Source organism: Streptomyces sp. P13-3-3 (genome assembly GCF_050571355.1).
GTDB lineage: Bacteria > Actinomycetota > Actinomycetes > Streptomycetales > Streptomycetaceae > Streptomyces > Streptomyces althioticus.
On record NZ_CP192228.1, the window covers coordinates 295649 to 311592 of the forward strand.

Genomic DNA, 15944 nt, shown 5'->3' on the forward strand with positions numbered 1-15944 from the left:
GCGGGCAATCGTGCCGCTGGGGCGATGGGGGTACCTCCCGCTCGAGCGAAGCCGAGAGTGGGGGAGGGTGGGCGCGGCGGCGCCTCGTTGGCGCCGAGGTGCGCGAACACGCCCCGGCCCGCACCGACGCCGGGCGACCTGGTTCGCACCGTGGGTGCGACACGCGTGGGCCGGCGCCCGTGTCGTACGGGGGTCGGCCCACGCCGTTGGAAAGTGACCGCAGGTCAGGAGGGCCTGCTGCGGAGGCCCTCCAGGAGGATGTCCAGGAGCCGGGCGGAGGCCGCCGCCTGCTGAGCCGCGTCAGGAAGGGAAGGCGCGGCCGTCGCTATGACGAGCAGCACGTCGGACACGGACACGTCCGCCCGCAACTCCCCCGCCGCCCGGGCCCGTTCCACCAACTGCCCGACCACGTCGAGCAACTCCGCCGCCCCGCCGTCGTCCTCCACCCGCTCCTCGGGCACGAGCCGCAACTCCCCCGCAGGCTGCGTCCGCTGCTGCGGCAGCCGCGCGTGCTCCGGCAGCCCCCGCTCCTCCGCGACCCCGACCCGCAGCACCTGCGGCGGCAGCAGCCGCCCCGCGCCGGAGGCGACCGACGTGCGCAGGAAGCGCGACAGAGCCGACCACGGCTCGTCCTCCTGCCCCAGAGCGGCACGCGCCTGCTCCGTCAGCCGGGACGTCTCCTCCTCGGCGATCCGCCGCACGAGCACGTCCTTGCTCGGGAACCGCCGGTACACCGTGCCGACGCCGACCCGTGCCCGGCGCGCCACGTCCTCCATCGGCGCGCCGTACCCCAGCTCGCCGAAGACCTCACGCGCCGCACGCAGCACGTGCTCCAGGTTGCGCTGGGCGTCGACGCGCAGCGGTGTGGTGCGAGTGCCGTCCGGGCGCCCGCCGGAGGCGGCGCTCATCGTCGCGCCAGAGGCGACAGCGGACGACCATCGAGAGTCCTGAACATGCATGTGTATCCCCCGGTAATGACGTCTCCCCCCGGAGACTCTCCCCGCCATTGACGTCCGGGGCGTGAAAACGGGACCGTGCCGGTCGGTCCCGCCCGTCGCGGACCCGATGAGCACATCCCCCTGCACCCCGTCGACACATGAACATAGTTGAGAGGGGGTCAATTCAGAAGGGGCACGTTCCGCACGGAGCGCCCCTCGATCGGAGCACGAGTCGTATACGTCCCGAATGTTCCGTGACGAGGGTGCCGATCATGCGGTGTGACCTGCGGTGATCGGGGCTGTGTCGGTAATTCGGCCAACCACCGGCAGGGCCGTCCTACGGTCACACAATTCGTCGGGGCTGTGGACAAACGGAAGCGACGGGTGCGTCATGGGAGGGTGAAGGAACGTGCGCGCATTCTCGTTGTCGGCGGCGGCTACGTCGGGATGTACACGGCCCTGCGCCTGCAGCGGAGACTGAAACGCGAGCTCGGACGGGGTGAAGCCGAGATCACGGTCGTCACGCCGGACCCCTACATGACGTATCAGCCGTTCCTGCCCGAAGCGGCCGCAGGTGCCATTTCCCCTCGTCATGTCGTCGTACCGCTGCGTCGTGTCCTCGACCGGTGCCGCGTCGTCATCGGGGAGGCCACGGCCGTCGACCACGCCGCGCGCACGGCCACCGTCCGCACCCCGGCCACCGAGGAGGAGGGGACGGACGGCAGCCGGATCGAGTACGACGAGCTGGTCCTGGCACCCGGGTCGGTCGCGCGTACCCTGCCGATTCCGGGCCTCGCCGATCACGCCATCGGGTTCAAGACGGTGGAGGAGGCGATCGGGCTGCGCAACCACGTCCTCGAGCAGATGGACATCGCCTCGTCGACGCGCGACCCGGCGGTGAGGGACGCCGCCCTGACGTTCGTCTTCGTCGGCGGCGGCTACGCGGGCGTGGAGGCGCTCGGCGAGCTGGAGGACATGGCCCGCTACGCCACGCGGTACTACCACAACGTCCGCCCCGGGGACATGAAGTGGATCCTGGTGGAGGCGTCGGACCGGATCCTCCCCGAGGTGGGCGAGGAGATGGGCCGCTACACCGTGACGGAGCTGCGGCGGCGCAACATCGACGTGCGTCTCGAGACGCGGCTGGACTCCTGCGCCGACCGGGTGGCCGTGCTGAGCGACGGGTCGCGCTTCCCGACGCGGACCGTGGTGTGGACCGCCGGTGTGAAACCGCACCCCGTGCTCGCCGCCACCGACCTGCCCCTGAACGAGCGCGGCCGGCTGCGCTGCACCGCCGAACTGGCCGTCGCCGGCGCCCCCCACGCCTGGGCCGCCGGCGACGCCGCAGCCGTACCCGACGTCACCGCGGGGGAGGAGGGGCGGGAGTGCGCGCCCAACGCGCAGCACGCCCTGCGCCAGGCGCGCGTGCTCGGCGACAACGTCGTCCACTCCCTGCGCGGCGAACCCCTGGAGACGTACGCCCACAAGTACGCCGGATCCGTCGCCTCCCTGGGGCTGCACAAAGGGGTCGCCCAGGTCTACGGGCGCAAGCTGAAGGGCTACCCCGCCTGGCTGATGCACCGGACGTACCACCTCAGCCGGGTGCCGACCTTCAACCGCAAGGCGCGCGTGGCCGCGGAGTGGACGCTCGCGGGCCTCTTCAAGCGGGAGATCGTCTCGCTCGGATCACTCGAACATCCTCGGGCGGAGTTCGAACTGGCGGCCGGTGGAAAGCCTTCCCACGACCCACCGCACAACCCGAAGGGGTCGTCCTGACCGGACCCAGGAACTCCTGGGGCCGGACCGGCGTCTAGCGGATGTCGGCCCGGCCGGACCCTGTCACACTGGTCCACCACCGCGGGCGGGAGGGCCCGCCCCGGTGCGGCCCCCGGGCCCCGGCCGGTTCCGGTATCCGGCCGCCGACAACTACACGAGGCAAGGATTCGTGAACTTCACGCGCTGGAGCGCCCGGCTCCCCGGAACGCAGCGCCGCGCCGCAGCGCGGACCGAGCAGACGGCACCCCCGGACCGGCGGGGAGAGGGCTCCGTGCCCGCGGCCCGCGCGGAGAGCCTCACCGACGGGGACCGGCCGCCGCCGCCCGTCGACGAGCTGGAGGTCCGTGAGGTCCTCGACCGCGTCCCCTGCCTCGTCGCCCTGGTCCACGGCCCGGACCACCGCATCGCCTACCTCAACGACGCCTATACGGCCGCCTTCGGCCTCCGCCCCGTCGGCGCGCCCGCCAGGGGAGCGCTCCCGGAGCTGGACGAGCTGGGCCTGCTGCCCCTCCTCGACCAGGTCCTGCGCAGCGGCAAGCCCCGTACGGTCAAGTCCCGCAAGGCGCCTGACGGCCGCTCGTACACGTTCACCTGCACGCCCGCGGGGGAGGGCGACGGCCGCGGCGTGCTGGTCTTCGCCACCGACGTCACCGACCACGCCGAGGCCGCCGAGCGGCTGCGCGCCAGCGAGCGCAGGCAGCGCGAGACCGCCGTCACCCTCCAGCGCTCCCTGCTCCCTCAGGAGCTGGAGGAGCCCGACGACCTGCGCGTCGCCGCCACCTACCACCCCGGCGGCACCGAGGCGGCCGTCGGCGGCGACTGGTACGACGTCATCACCCTCGGCGGCGGACGCACCGCCCTGGTCATCGGCGACGTGATGGGACGGGGGGTGCGCGCGGCGGCGGTCATGGGCCAGCTCCGCACGGCCGTCCGGGCGTACGCGCGCCTGGACCTCCCGCCGCACGAGGTGCTCCAGCTGCTCGACGGCCTCGCCATGGAGATCGACGCCAACCAGATCGCCACCTGCGTCTACGCCATCCACGACCCGAACGAGGGCCGCCTGGTGTACGCCTCCGCGGGGCACCTCCCCATCCTGGTGCGCGACGAGAACGGCACCGTCCGGCGCGCCGACGAACCGACCGGGCCCCCGCTCGGCACCGGCGGCTGGATGCACGCCTCCGGAACCGTGCCGCTCGGTGCGGGATCCACCGCCGTCCTCTACACCGACGGCCTGGTCGAGCGCCGCGACGAGGACCTGGACGAGGGCATCGCCTCCCTGGAGCGCGCCCTGGCCGGGGCGACCGGCGGCCCCCAGGTCGTCTGCGACCGCCTGGTCCGCTCGGCCGGTGTCACTCCGGAACACGACGACGACGTCGCCGTCCTGGTCCTCCAGCACCCGGCGCGCTCCGGTCCGGAGAGCGAGCTGTTCCGCAACGCCGCGCTGGAGCTGCTCGGCGGGGTCGAGGCGGCGCCCCGCGCGCGTGCCTTCGCGTCCGGCGTGCTGACCAGCTGGCGCTTCCCCGCCGAGCTGCACGACCTGGGCGTGCTGGCGACCAGCGAACTGGTCGCCAACTCCCTCCAGCACGGCACACCCCCGATGCGGCTGCGGCTGCGCCGCACCGACCGCCGCCTGATCATCGAGGTGACCGACGGCGACGACCACCTGCCCAGGCGGCGGCGCGCGGAGCCCGGAGACGAGTCCGGCCGGGGCATCGCCATCGTCGCGACGATCGCCTCCGCGTGGGGCAGCAGACGCACCCCGGGCGGCGGCAAGGCCGTCTGGTGCGAGTTCCTGCTGCCGAGGACCGCCGGCGTCGGCGTCTGACGCGCGCGGTCAGGCCGGAGCGGGCGCCTGCTCGGTGCCGCCCTGCGCGACGACCCGGCTGCCCGCGGCCGACGGCTGGTCCTGCACGGCGGTCAGCCGGCGCCCGAGCCGCAGGGCCAGCACGGTGATCCCCAGCGAGAACAGCAGGAACACCACGATGTACGGGGCGTGCAGCGAGGCCGCCATCGGACCGCCCACCGCCGGACCCACGGCCAGCGCGAGCTGCTTCACCAGGGCGAAGGCGGAGTTGTACTGGCCGGCCATCCCGGTCGGCGCCAGGTCGGCGACCAGCGGCGCCAGCGTCGGCGACAGCATCGCCTCCCCGAGCCCGAACAGCGCGTACGTCGAGACGAACGCCGCCGTCGCCATCTCCTGACTGGCACCGCCCAGCCCCGCGTACCCGGCCACGGCCCACGCCACGGCCCAGATCAGGCCCACGGAGGCGATCACGCGCGACCGCTTCCGCCGCTCCACGAAGCGGAGCACCGCGAACTGCGCGACGACGATCACCAGCGTGTTGGCCGCCAGCGCCGTTCCCAGCGTGGAGGTGGAGATCCCGGCGGCCTCCACGCCGTACGCGCTCAGGCCCGACTCGAACTGGCCGTAGCAGGCGAAGAACAGCACGAAGCCCAGCACGCACAGCTGCACCATGGCCCGGTTGCCCAGCAGCTGCTTCCAGCTGCCCTTGGCCGACTGCGCGGGCGTGCCGTCGATCCGCGGGGAGCGCGGCATCCGCACCGTGGACATCACCACGACCAGCAGCAGGAACATCACCGCTTCGATGGCGAAGAGAAGAGTGAACGAGCCCGCTTTCGTCGGGTCGACGAGGTGACCGCCGATGAGACCGCCGACGCCGAGCCCGAGGTTCTGCAGGAAGAACTGCATGGCGAACGCGCGCGACCGGGTCTCAGGACCCGAGCAGTCCACGATCATCGTGGCCAGGGCCGGCTGCATGACCGCCTGACCCGCGCCGAGCGCCGCCGCCGACAGCAGCACGGTCGCGGCGCTCGCCGACAGCCCCAGGCTGAGCGAGCCGATGGCGGCGGTCAGCAGGGCGGCGAGCAGCACCGGCAGGGCACCGCGCCGGACGATCGCCCGTCCGGCCAGCGGCAGCACGATCAGCGCGGCCACGGCGAAGACGGCGAGGACCATCCCCGCCGTCATCGGCCCCAGCCCGCGCACCTGCGCCACATAGACGTACAGATACGGGACCGTGAAGCCCAGCCCGAAAGCGCTGAGTGCGTTGCCCACGTGGATCCGGCGCATCGCTGCGCCCATCGCCCTGGTCACGTTCACCTCTCTCACTAGTTAGGAGTGAAGGCTTAGAAGCTAAAGTTCGAAGCTAAAGAGTACATAGAGAAGGACTTCAAGGCAAAGACGGGGCGTGCCATACTGCGCCCATGGGCGACACCCCCGGCGTGGAAGAGCCGACCCTCGAAGAGCAGATCGCCGCGTACCAGCGCGAGTTCCAGGACCTCGACCCCCAGGTCGAGCAGATCGTCAACGCGCTGTCCCGGCTCAACCGCCGCATGAACGTCGCCTACGGCCGCCAGACCGCCGAGCTCGGCATCACCAACGCCGACTGGGAGGTCCTCAAGGCGCTCGTCCTCTCCGGTGCCCCCTATCGCATGGGCCCCGGCGACCTCGCCAAGCGCCTGGGCCTGACCCCGGCCGCCATGACCCACCGGATCGACCGGCTGGTCACCGAGGGTCTGGTCACCCGGGATCGGGACGAGAACAACCGGGTCCGCGTCATCGTGGAGCTCACCCCGGCCGGCCGGGAGAAGTGGCAGGAGGCCATGCGGATGGCCACCGTCTTCGAGGCGGACCTCCTCCAGGACCTCGACGCGGCAGAGCGGACCGCCCTCGGTGAGGTGCTCACGCGCCTGCTGCGCAGGGTCGAGGACGCCCAGCCGGACGCCGGCGGACGCCTCACCGACCTGGACTGAAAGATCTAGGCCTGCGGGACTTGACGCGGCCCGGGCCGCTCCGTAAGGTTCTTCGGGTTGCCACGGGGCCGTAACGGTTCTCCGGCAGCACTTCCGCCGCGAAAGCGGCAACCAAACCTGAGTTCGACCTCCCAGTGGGAACGATTTCAGCGTGCCCGCATGCCTGAATTCAAATCCACACCCTCGATTTGGGGAACACGGAGAGAGTCCGCTAAGGTTTGAGACGTCGGAACGGCCCGCAACGGCCGGAAAGACGAACCCCGCTGACTGGGGGTCAGAGCGAGAAACTGGATCTGATAAAGTCGGAACCGCCGGAAAGGAAAGCGCGAAAGCGTCGACCTGGAAAGCACCGAGGAAATCGGATCGGAAAGATCTGATAGAGTCGGAAACGCAAGACCGAAGGGAAGCGCCCGGAGGAAAGCCCGAGAGGGTGAGTACAAAGGAAGCGTCCGTTCCTTGAGAACTCAACAGCGTGCCAAAAGTCAACGCCAGATATGTTGATACCCCGTCCATCCAGTTTCGGATGGTCGAGGTTCCTTTGAAAAAACACAGCGAGGACGCTGTGAACGTCGGGACTATTCCTCCCGATGTTCCGCTCTCGTGATGTGTGCACCCGATTACGGGTAAACATTCACGGAGAGTTTGATCCTGGCTCAGGACGAACGCTGGCGGCGTGCTTAACACATGCAAGTCGAACGATGAACCACTTCGGTGGGGATTAGTGGCGAACGGGTGAGTAACACGTGGGCAATCTGCCCTGCACTCTGGGACAAGCCCTGGAAACGGGGTCTAATACCGGATACTGACCCGCTTGGGCATCCAAGCGGTTCGAAAGCTCCGGCGGTGCAGGATGAGCCCGCGGCCTATCAGCTAGTTGGTGAGGTAATGGCTCACCAAGGCGACGACGGGTAGCCGGCCTGAGAGGGCGACCGGCCACACTGGGACTGAGACACGGCCCAGACTCCTACGGGAGGCAGCAGTGGGGAATATTGCACAATGGGCGAAAGCCTGATGCAGCGACGCCGCGTGAGGGATGACGGCCTTCGGGTTGTAAACCTCTTTCAGCAGGGAAGAAGCGAAAGTGACGGTACCTGCAGAAGAAGCGCCGGCTAACTACGTGCCAGCAGCCGCGGTAATACGTAGGGCGCGAGCGTTGTCCGGAATTATTGGGCGTAAAGAGCTCGTAGGCGGCTTGTCACGTCGGTTGTGAAAGCCCGGGGCTTAACCCCGGGTCTGCAGTCGATACGGGCAGGCTAGAGTTCGGTAGGGGAGATCGGAATTCCTGGTGTAGCGGTGAAATGCGCAGATATCAGGAGGAACACCGGTGGCGAAGGCGGATCTCTGGGCCGATACTGACGCTGAGGAGCGAAAGCGTGGGGAGCGAACAGGATTAGATACCCTGGTAGTCCACGCCGTAAACGGTGGGCACTAGGTGTGGGCGACATTCCACGTCGTCCGTGCCGCAGCTAACGCATTAAGTGCCCCGCCTGGGGAGTACGGCCGCAAGGCTAAAACTCAAAGGAATTGACGGGGGCCCGCACAAGCGGCGGAGCATGTGGCTTAATTCGACGCAACGCGAAGAACCTTACCAAGGCTTGACATACACCGGAAAGCATCAGAGATGGTGCCCCCCTTGTGGTCGGTGTACAGGTGGTGCATGGCTGTCGTCAGCTCGTGTCGTGAGATGTTGGGTTAAGTCCCGCAACGAGCGCAACCCTTGTCCCGTGTTGCCAGCAGGCCCTTGTGGTGCTGGGGACTCACGGGAGACCGCCGGGGTCAACTCGGAGGAAGGTGGGGACGACGTCAAGTCATCATGCCCCTTATGTCTTGGGCTGCACACGTGCTACAATGGCCGGTACAATGAGCTGCGATACCGCGAGGTGGAGCGAATCTCAAAAAGCCGGTCTCAGTTCGGATTGGGGTCTGCAACTCGACCCCATGAAGTCGGAGTCGCTAGTAATCGCAGATCAGCATTGCTGCGGTGAATACGTTCCCGGGCCTTGTACACACCGCCCGTCACGTCACGAAAGTCGGTAACACCCGAAGCCGGTGGCCCAACCCCTTGTGGGAGGGAGCTGTCGAAGGTGGGACTGGCGATTGGGACGAAGTCGTAACAAGGTAGCCGTACCGGAAGGTGCGGCTGGATCACCTCCTTTCTAAGGAGCACTTCTCACCAACCTCGGTTGGTCAGAGGCCAGTTCATCAGCGAACGTCTGATGCTGGTTGCTCATGGGTGGAACGTTGACTACTCGGCACGGTCCAGGATGGACCAGGCGCTAGTACTGCTCTTCGGGGCGTGGAACGCTGATCTGGTCAACTGACTGTGTCGGGCACGCTGTTGGGTGTCTGAGGGAATGAACTTCCTTCAGTGCCGGCCCCAGTGCACTCGAGCCGTATGGCTTGGGGTGATGGGTGGTTGGTCGTTGTTTGAGAACTGCACAGTGGACGCGAGCATCTGTGGCCAAGTTTTTAAGGGCGCACGGTGGATGCCTTGGCACCAGGAACCGATGAAGGACGTGGGAGGCCACGATAGGCCCCGGGGAGTCGTCAACCAGGCTTTGATCCGGGGGTGTCCGAATGGGGAAACCCGGCAGTCGTCATGGGCTGTCACCCGCTGCTGAACACATAGGCAGTGTGGAGGGAACGCGGGGAAGTGAAACATCTCAGTACCCGCAGGAAGAGAAAACAACCGTGATTCCGGGAGTAGTGGCGAGCGAAACCGGATGAGGCCAAACCGTATGCGTGTGAGACCCGGCAGGGGTTGCGCATTCGGGGTTGTGGGATCTCTCTTTCATGGTCTGCCGGCCATGAGACGAGTCAGAAACCGTTGATGTAGGCGAAGGACATGCGAAAGGTCCGGCGTAGAGGGTAAGACCCCCGTAGTCGAAACGTCAGCGGCTCGTTTGAGAGACACCCAAGTAGCACGGGGCCCGAGAAATCCCGTGTGAATCTGGCGGGACCACCCGCTAAGCCTAAATATTCCCTGGTGACCGATAGCGGATAGTACCGTGAGGGAATGGTGAAAAGTACCGCGGGAGCGGAGTGAAATAGTACCTGAAACCGTGTGCCTACAAGCCGTGGGAGCGTCGCGTTGAGTGCTTGCACTCAACGTCGTGACTGCGTGCCTTTTGAAGAATGAGCCTGCGAGTTTGCGGTGTGTTGCGAGGTTAACCCGGGTGGGGAAGCCGTAGCGAAAGCGAGTCCGAATAGGGCGATTTTAGTAGCACGCTCAAGACCCGAAGCGGAGTGATCTAGCCATGGGCAGGTTGAAGCGGAGGTAAGACTTCGTGGAGGACCGAACCCACCAGGGTTGAAAACCTGGGGGATGACCTGTGGTTAGGGGTGAAAGGCCAATCAAACTCCGTGATAGCTGGTTCTCCCCGAAATGCATTTAGGTGCAGCGTCGTGTGTTTCTTGCCGGAGGTAGAGCACTGGATAGGCGATGGGCCCTACCGGGTTACTGACCTTAGCCAAACTCCGAATGCCGGTAAGTGAGAGCGCGGCAGTGAGACTGTGGGGGATAAGCTCCATGGTCGAGAGGGAAACAGCCCAGAGCATCGACTAAGGCCCCTAAGCGTACGCTAAGTGGGAAAGGATGTGGAGTCGCACAGACAACCAGGAGGTTGGCTTAGAAGCAGCCACCCTTGAAAGAGTGCGTAATAGCTCACTGGTCTAGTGATTCCGCGCCGACAATGTAGCGGGGCTCAAGCGTACCGCCGAAGTCGTGTCATTCCAGAACATAGGGCCAACGCCTTCTGGGATGGGTAGGGGAGCGTCGTCTGCCGGGTGAAGCAGCCGCGGAAGCGAGTTGTGGACGGTTGACGAGTGAGAATGCAGGCATGAGTAGCGATTCACACGTGAGAAACGTGTGCGCCGATTGACTAAGGGTTCCTGGGTCAAGCTGATCTGCCCAGGGTAAGTCGGGACCTAAGGCGAGGCCGACAGGCGTAGTCGATGGATAACCGGTTGATATTCCGGTACCCGCTGTGAAGCGTCAAACATCGAATCCAGTGATGCTAAGCCCGTGAAGCCGCCGGCTGAGTCTTCGGACGAGGTCGGAGTGGTGGAGCCGGTGACCCGAGCTGGTAGTAGGTGAGTGATGGGGTGACGCAGGAAGGTAGTCCATCCCGGGCGGTGGTTGTCCCGGGGTAAGGGTGTAGGCCGGACGGTAGGCAAATCCGCCGTTCATTAAGGCTGAGACCTGATGCCGAGCCGATTGTGGTGAAGTGGATGATCCTATGCTGTCGAGAAAAGCCTCTAGCGAGTTTCATGGCGGCCCGTACCCTAAACCGACTCAGGTGGTCAGGTAGAGAATACCGAGGCGTTCGGGTGAACTATGGTTAAGGAACTCGGCAAAATGCCCCCGTAACTTCGGGAGAAGGGGGGCCACAACCGGTGATGAGCTTCGCGCTCTGAGCTGGGGGTGGCCGCAGAGACCAGCGAGAAGCGACTGTTTACTAAAAACACAGGTCCGTGCGAAGCCGTAAGGCGATGTATACGGACTGACGCCTGCCCGGTGCTGGAACGTTAAGGGGACCGGTTAGCTCACTTTCGGGTGGGCGAAGCTGAGAACTTAAGCGCCAGTAAACGGCGGTGGTAACTATAACCATCCTAAGGTAGCGAAATTCCTTGTCGGGTAAGTTCCGACCTGCACGAATGGCGTAACGACTTCTCGACTGTCTCAACCATAGGCCCGGTGAAATTGCACTACGAGTAAAGATGCTCGTTTCGCGCAGCAGGACGGAAAGACCCCGGGACCTTTACTACAGTTTGATATTGGTGTTCGGTTCGGCTTGTGTAGGATAGCTGGGAGACTGTGAACTCTGGACGCCAGTTCAGGGGGAGTCGTCGTTGAAATACCAGTCTGGTCGTGCTGGATGTCTAACCTAGGTCCGTGATCCGGATCAGGGACAGTGTCTGATGGGTAGTTTAACTGGGGCGGTTGCCTCCTAAAGAGTAACGGAGGCGCCCAAAGGTTCCCTCAGCCTGGTTGGCAATCAGGTGTTGAGTGTAAGTGCACAAGGGAGCTTGACTGTGAGACCGACGGGTCGAGCAGGGACGAAAGTCGGGACTAGTGATCCGGCGGTGGCTTGTGGAAGCGCCGTCGCTCAACGGATAAAAGGTACCCCGGGGATAACAGGCTGATCTTCCCCAAGAGTCCATATCGACGGGATGGTTTGGCACCTCGATGTCGGCTCGTCGCATCCTGGGGCTGGAGTCGGTCCCAAGGGTTGGGCTGTTCGCCCATTAAAGCGGTACGCGAGCTGGGTTTAGAACGTCGTGAGACAGTTCGGTCCCTATCCGCTGTGCGCGTAGGAGTCTTGAGAAGGGCTGTCCCTAGTACGAGAGGACCGGGACGGACGAACCTCTGGTGTGCCAGTTGTTCTGCCAAGGGCATGGCTGGTTGGCTACGTTCGGGAGGGATAACCGCTGAAAGCATCTAAGCGGGAAGCCTGCTTCGAGATGAGGACTCCCACCTCCTAGAGAGGGTAAGGCTCCCAGTAGACGACTGGGTTGATAGGCCGGATATGGAAGCACGGTAACGTGTGGAGTTGACCGGTACTAATAGGCCGAGGGCTTGTCCTCAGTTGCTCGCGTCCACTGTGTTGGTTCTGAAACCACGAACAACCCCATGTGCCACACATGGTGCGGTTGAATGTTTCATAGTGTTTCGGTGGTCATAGCGTAGGGGAAACGCCCGGTTACATTCCGAACCCGGAAGCTAAGCCTTACAGCGCCGATGGTACTGCAGGGGGGACCCTGTGGGAGAGTAGGACGCCGCCGAACAATTCTTATAGAGAGAGCCCCCGTGCCATTCGGCACGGGGGCTTTCTGCGTTTCACGGCCTCGCCAGTCACGTTTCATACGCGCGGATCACCGCCTGGACCCGGTCCGGTCTCGGAGGGACGGCGGCCCTAATTCGTTGGGAGGCCGTGGTACCCCGGTACTACCGTGGCCGCATGAGCTACAAGGTCCGTTCCCTGCGCGTCGACGAGTGGCCCCTGGCCAAGGCCCTGCGGCTGGAGGCACTGCGGGACCCCGTGGCGCCCATCGCCTTCATGGAGACGTACGAGTCCGCCGTCGCGCGGCCGGACTCCTTCTGGCGGGAGCGGGCCGAGGGGGGCGCCGAAGGGGCGTCGGGGGCGCAGCAGATCATCGCCGAGGGGCCGGACGGGGAGTGGGTCGGCACGGTCACGGTGCTGATGGAGGAGGCCGGGACCACGGACTGGGCCGGGATGCCCGTCGAGCGGCTCCAGGGGCATCTGGTCGGGGTGTACGTGCAGCCGGGGCACCGGGGGATCGGGCTCACGGAGGTGCTCTTCGACGCCGGTCTGGAGTGGGCGTGGTCGCGGGGCGCCGAGCGGGTGCGGCTGCTCGTGCACGAGGACAACGCGCGGGCGCTGCGGGCCTACCGGAAGGCCGGGTTCACCGAGACCGGGGTGACCATGACGCTGGGTCCCGACAAGGATGAGCGGGAGCTCGAACTGGCCGTGCAGCGCCCGGAGTCAGACCGGTAGTTCCGCGTGCGGCCAGCGGGTGCGGGCCTGTTCGCGGGAGCGCAGGAGGGCCACCGTGGGCATGCCGCGCTCGGGCCCGGCGGTGAGCAGCTCCGGGAGCTGGGGGAGAGGGGCCACCGCCGCCACGTCGTCCAGGACGAGGGTGAGTGGTGGGTCGAGCCGACCGGAGGATGACCGTTCGGCCATGCGCCGGCCGTGCTCGACCACGTGCGAGACGAGCGCCGTGAGCAGAGGCATGGCGCCCGGACCGGTGCGCGGATCCTCGATGGATTCGCCCACGACGTAAAGCGTTCCCCCTTCGTGGATGAAGGAATCCAAGGCGAGGGCATCACTTCGGTGCGGATTGCAGGCTTCCCGGACGTTGACCGTGGAGAGGGCCGCCAGCGCACGCGCCGTCAGCTGCTGAGCCATGTCCCGGCGTTCGGGGTGCGCGGTGAGGGCCGCCTCGAGTTCGCCCGCCGAGCCCGACGCCGCCTTGGGATGGGTGCGCAGGACCCGTACGGCGTCCTGCACCTGGAGGCCCTGTGCCCAGCGGTGCACGTGGCGGACGGCGCGGCCGTCGACGGCGGCCGCGTGCAGGTAGCTGCGGAGCAGCAGTTCGGCGGTGTCGCCGAGCTGCTGGTCGAGCCGTGAGGTGGGACGGACGGGGGCGAGGAGGGCCGCCGCGCGGGCGGTCGCCGTGTCCTTGTCCTCGCAGCCGGCGGTGGGCGACCAGTGGAGGCGGGCCGGGGTGTCGCAGAGGTGCGTCGGGTCGTAGAGGTGGGCGGGACCGAGTTTGGCGCGGGCGTCCTTGGTGTCGTACCAGAGGGTCGGGTTGGACGTGAGGACGAGGGCGGGGCCCTCGGCGTCGCGTACGGCCTGCGCGGCGGTGGTGTGGCGGGTGGCCGGGGGGCCGTAGTGGAGGCCGGGGGTGGCCGTGGTCCCCTCCACGGCGGGCCGAGGGGCCGGTTCGGCGGGCCTCGGGGCGGGGACGTCGTACGCCGGCGCAGGCTCCGGCCGTTGTTCGAGCGCGGGCTCCGGCTGCTGTTCACGCATAGGCTCCGGCCGCGGCCCGGGCGACGGTTCCGGCATCGGTTCCGGCCCCGGCATCGGCTTGGGAGGCGTCGGCGCCTCCGCCGTCCGTTCCTCCGCGCGGCGGCGCGCCCGTACCGCCCGCCAGCGGGCCACCGTGCCGAGGACGAACACGGTGAGGACCACCAGGATCATCAGCTGGCCGATGAGCAGGCCCCAGAACAGGCCGTAGCCCGACAGGTCGCCGGGCGGGGCGTCGGGCCAGGCGCCGGGGATGTCGTGCGGTTCGGCGATCAGGTGGCGCACGGCCAGCGGGGTGCGGGTGAAGGAGAGGCCGGACGGCCAGTGGCCGTGGGCGAAGAGGCCCGCGAGGCCGGTGGCCGTCCACACCATCGCCGTCATGCCGAGGAGGAACGCGAGCACCCCGACCAGCAGTCCGTCCGGGATGCCGCCGCTTCGGCCGCCGTCGTGCCCGCGTCGCTCGTCCGGTCTCACGCGTCCCCCTCCCGCCGTTCCTACGCCACCGTCGACTCGGAGTCCCCGACGTGCTGCTCCACGAAGGCCGCCGCCCGCTCCTCCGCCTCCAGCTCGGCGGCGCGCAGGGCGTCGTCGGTGAGGTCGGCGGACGACTCGGTCATCGCGCGGTCGGTGAAGACCAGCGGGCGTTCCGTCTCCGTGACCAGGTGTTTGACCACCTGGACGTTGCCGTTGACGTCCCAGACGGCGATGCCCGGGGTGAGCGTCGGGATGATCTCCACGGCCCACCGGGGCAGGCCGAGCACCCGGCCCGTGGCCCGCGCCTCGTCCGCCTTCTGGGCGTAGATGGTGCGGGTGGACGCCATCTTCAGGATCGCCGCGGCCTCCTTCGCCGCCGCTCCGTCGACCACGTCGGACAGGTGGTGGACGACCGCGACGAAGGACAGGCCGAGGCGCCGGCCGAACTTCAGCAGCCGCTGGAAGAGCTGCGCCACGAACGGGCTGTTGATGATGTGCCAGGCCTCCTCGACCAGGAAGATCCGCTTCTTCCGGTCGGGGCGGATCCAGGTGTGCTCCAGCCACACGCCGACGATGGCCATGAGGATCGGCATGGCGATGGAGTTGCGGTCGATGTGGGACAGGTCGAAGACGATGAGGGGGGCGTCCAGGTCGATGCCGACGGTCGTCGGGCCGTCGAACATGCCGCGCAGGTCACCGTCGACCAGGCGGTCGAGGACCAGGGCGACGTCCAGGCCCCACGCCCGGACGTCGTCTATGGCGACGTTCATCGCCTCCGCCGACTCCGGTTCGGGGTGGCGGAGCTGGTCGACGATGTCGGACAGCACCGGCTGGCGTTCGACGATGGTCTCGTTGACGTAGGCGTGCGCGACCTTCAGGGCGAAGCCGGAGCGCTCGTCGAGGCCGTGCCCCATGGCGACCTCGATGATGGTGCGCAGCAGGGCGAGCTGGCCCGTGGTGGTGATCGCCGGGTCGAGCGGGTTGAGGCGGATGCCCTGGTCGAGCGCGGCCATCGGGTCCAGGCGGATGGGGGTTATGCCCAGCTCCTGGGCGATGAGGTTCCACTCGCCGGCGCCGTCCTCGCCCTGCGCGTCCAGGACGACGACCTGGCGGTCGCGGAAGCGGAGCTGGCGCAGGACGTACGTCTTCTCCAGCGCCGACTTGCCGTTGCCGGACTCGCCGAGGACCAGCCAGTGGGGGGCCGGGAGCTGCTGGCCGTAGAGCTGGAAGGGGTCGTAGATGTAGCCCTTCCCGGAGTAGACCTCGCGGCCGATGATGACGCCGGAGTCGCCGAGGCCGGGCGCGGCGGTCGGCAGGTACACCGCCTGCGCCTGGCCCGTGGACGTGCGCACCGGCAGCCGGGTCGTCTCGACCTTCCCGAACAGGAAGGACGTGAAGGCGTCGGTGACGACGGACAGCGGATCCCGCATCT

The 15944-nt window shown here is 67.2% G+C and carries 8 protein-coding genes and 3 rRNA genes; 7 read left to right on the top strand and 4 right to left on the bottom strand.

Annotation, left to right across the window (positions count from 1 at the left end; translation table 11 throughout):
* Window positions 1-224 precede the first annotated feature (224 nt).
* The gene (locus ACQZOG_RS01400; protein WP_033278175.1) at window positions 225-959 is read right to left on the bottom strand and encodes a TetR/AcrR family transcriptional regulator; all 735 of its coding nucleotides are present in this window, start codon (window positions 957-959) and stop codon (window positions 225-227) included.
* A 378-nt stretch (window positions 960-1337) separates the two neighbouring features.
* On the opposite strand from ACQZOG_RS01400, the gene ACQZOG_RS01405 reads away from it, so the two are divergent.
* Window positions 1338-2714 carry an NAD(P)/FAD-dependent oxidoreductase gene (locus ACQZOG_RS01405; RefSeq protein WP_033278174.1) on the top strand — a complete coding sequence of 459 codons (1377 nt, stop codon included), beginning with the start codon at window positions 1338-1340 and terminating at the stop codon, window positions 2712-2714.
* Between the two features lie 169 nt (window positions 2715-2883).
* The gene (locus ACQZOG_RS01410; RefSeq protein ID WP_430741207.1) at window positions 2884-4539 is read left to right on the top strand and encodes an ATP-binding SpoIIE family protein phosphatase; all 1656 of its coding nucleotides are present in this window, start codon (window positions 2884-2886) and stop codon (window positions 4537-4539) included.
* Between the two features lie 9 nt (window positions 4540-4548).
* Here the strand turns inward: ACQZOG_RS01410 and ACQZOG_RS01415 are convergent, their stop codons facing one another.
* Window positions 4549-5817 (bottom strand): MFS transporter, encoded by a 1269-nt coding sequence (locus ACQZOG_RS01415; RefSeq protein ID WP_033278172.1) that lies wholly within the window; start codon window positions 5815-5817, stop codon window positions 4549-4551.
* Between the two features lie 122 nt (window positions 5818-5939).
* On the opposite strand from ACQZOG_RS01415, the gene ACQZOG_RS01420 reads away from it, so the two are divergent.
* The 5 genes from ACQZOG_RS01420 to ACQZOG_RS01440 all read left to right on the top strand — a co-directional run bounded on the left by ACQZOG_RS01420 (window position 5940) and on the right by ACQZOG_RS01440 (window position 13006).
* Window positions 5940-6488, top strand: a complete 549-nt coding sequence (locus ACQZOG_RS01420) for a MarR family winged helix-turn-helix transcriptional regulator (RefSeq protein WP_430741208.1) — start codon at window positions 5940-5942, stop codon at window positions 6486-6488.
* A 630-nt stretch (window positions 6489-7118) separates the two neighbouring features.
* Window positions 7119-8644: ribosomal RNA gene (locus ACQZOG_RS01425) — 16S ribosomal RNA — on the top strand.
* A 303-nt stretch (window positions 8645-8947) separates the two neighbouring features.
* Window positions 8948-12074: ribosomal RNA gene (locus tag ACQZOG_RS01430) — 23S ribosomal RNA — on the top strand.
* Between the two features lie 84 nt (window positions 12075-12158).
* Window positions 12159-12275 (top strand): 5S ribosomal RNA (rrf, locus tag ACQZOG_RS01435).
* The 16S, 23S and 5S rRNA genes sit together here, the layout of an rRNA operon.
* A 173-nt stretch (window positions 12276-12448) precedes the next feature.
* Complete coding sequence (locus ACQZOG_RS01440) at window positions 12449-13006, top strand: GNAT family N-acetyltransferase (RefSeq protein WP_033278116.1); 558 nt, start codon at window positions 12449-12451, stop codon at window positions 13004-13006.
* Here ACQZOG_RS01440 and ACQZOG_RS01445 read toward each other — a convergent pair.
* Window positions 12995-14512, bottom strand: a complete 1518-nt coding sequence (locus tag ACQZOG_RS01445; protein ID WP_193454902.1) for a type IV secretory system conjugative DNA transfer family protein — start codon at window positions 14510-14512, stop codon at window positions 12995-12997. The two genes, ACQZOG_RS01440 and ACQZOG_RS01445, sit on opposite strands and share 12 nt — an antisense overlap.
* Window positions 14513-14532: 20 nt before the next feature.
* On the bottom strand, window positions 14533-15942 hold the full coding sequence (locus ACQZOG_RS01450) for an ATP-binding protein (protein WP_037640432.1): 1410 nt from the start codon (window positions 15940-15942) through the stop codon (window positions 14533-14535).
* Window positions 15943-15944 lie beyond the last annotated feature (2 nt).